Origin of the sequence: Sulfitobacter sp. F26169L, assembly GCF_026410285.1 — a bacterium.
Classification (GTDB): Bacteria; Pseudomonadota; Alphaproteobacteria; order Rhodobacterales; family Rhodobacteraceae; genus Sulfitobacter.
The window spans coordinates 1-1258 of record NZ_JAPMLP010000026.1 but is presented as its reverse complement, the minus strand read 5'-3'; the positions used below and the strand labels follow the sequence as shown (position 1 = coordinate 1258).

Annotated in this window: 1 pseudogene; it reads right to left on the bottom strand. The window is 52.7% G+C overall.

Going from position 1 to position 1258, the window contains the following annotated elements:
• Positions 1 to 60: 60 nt before the first annotated feature.
• Positions 61 to 1192 (bottom strand): annotated as a pseudogene (locus OS189_RS18615) (IS3 family transposase).
• Positions 1193 to 1258: the final 66 nt, after the last annotated feature.

Sequence of the window (1258 nt, the reverse complement as noted above, 5' to 3'; positions counted from 1 at the left end):
AGAGGTGGTCCTAGAATTTCGACCCGTTTGCAGCCTTGTTAAGATGGATCAGGGTTAAGTTTATGCTGCTACTCTCATTGGTTCTGTTTTGCTGACATAGGCCTCATCAGGGGTCAAGGTGCCGTGGGTCGAGTGCGGTCGCGCAGGGATGTAGCAGGTCAGCCATTTGCCGATCCCAGCCCGCATTTCAGAACATGTCTCAGAAGCATTCAGATAGACGCATTCATACTTCAGCGACCGCCATAGACGTTCAATCATGCGATTGTCACGCCACGCGCCTTTGCCATCCATGCTTATCTTGATCTTTGCACCCATGAGCACGTCGATCCATGTACCACTGGTAAATTGACTGCCTTGATCCGTATTGAATATTTCCGGCTTACCATACCTGGCCAAAGCTTCCTTCAAGGCCTCAACGCAGAAGTCTGCGTCCATACTGTTCGATAGCCGCCAAACCAGGACTTTGCGACTGTACCAATCCATGATGGCGACGAGGTACAGGAAGCCGCGTCGCATTGGGATATAGGTTATGTCAGCGCACCAGACTTGGTTGGGCCGATCAATCACCATGTTCCGCAGCAGATAGGGCCAGATCTTGTGCTGCGGATGTTTCGTGCTGGTGTTGGGTTCCTGATAGATCGGGACTAAACGTATAAGCCGCATTAGACGGCGCACCCAATGCCGCCCGTATTTGTGGCTGGTGCGCTGCATGCAGCGCGCCATTTGACGTGACCCGTACCATGGCGTTTCGAGGAATTGCTTATCAATGTTTTCCATGAACCGTAGGTTTTCAGCGCTCTCGACCTTGGTTCATAGTACAAGTGGGATCGGGACAGGGTCAGCAGGTTGCATTGACGGCGCGCACTCAGTTTGTGGTCCTTGCTCACCATTTTTTGCCTCGCGTCCCGAACAGTTGCTGCGAGGCATCGGCCAAAAAATCCCGTTCCACCACCAGCTGGCCGATCTTAGAATGCAGCTTGTCGACGTCCGCAATGCTCACTTGCTCAGGGGCGGACCCTCGGCGCGGAAATGCCGCTGCCATGTTTTCTATCGCCGCGCGTTTCCAAGTTCCAATCCGAGTCGGGTGAACGCCATATTTCTTGGACAGCTCTGCCATCGACATCTCCTCGCGGATTGCTTCAAGCGCAACCTTGGCTTTGAAATCAGGCGAATGGTTCTTTCGTTTCGTCATTTGGGATAACTTCTTTCACAAGTTGATCCACCTTAACTACCGGTACGAAACCTTGCGACCACCTCT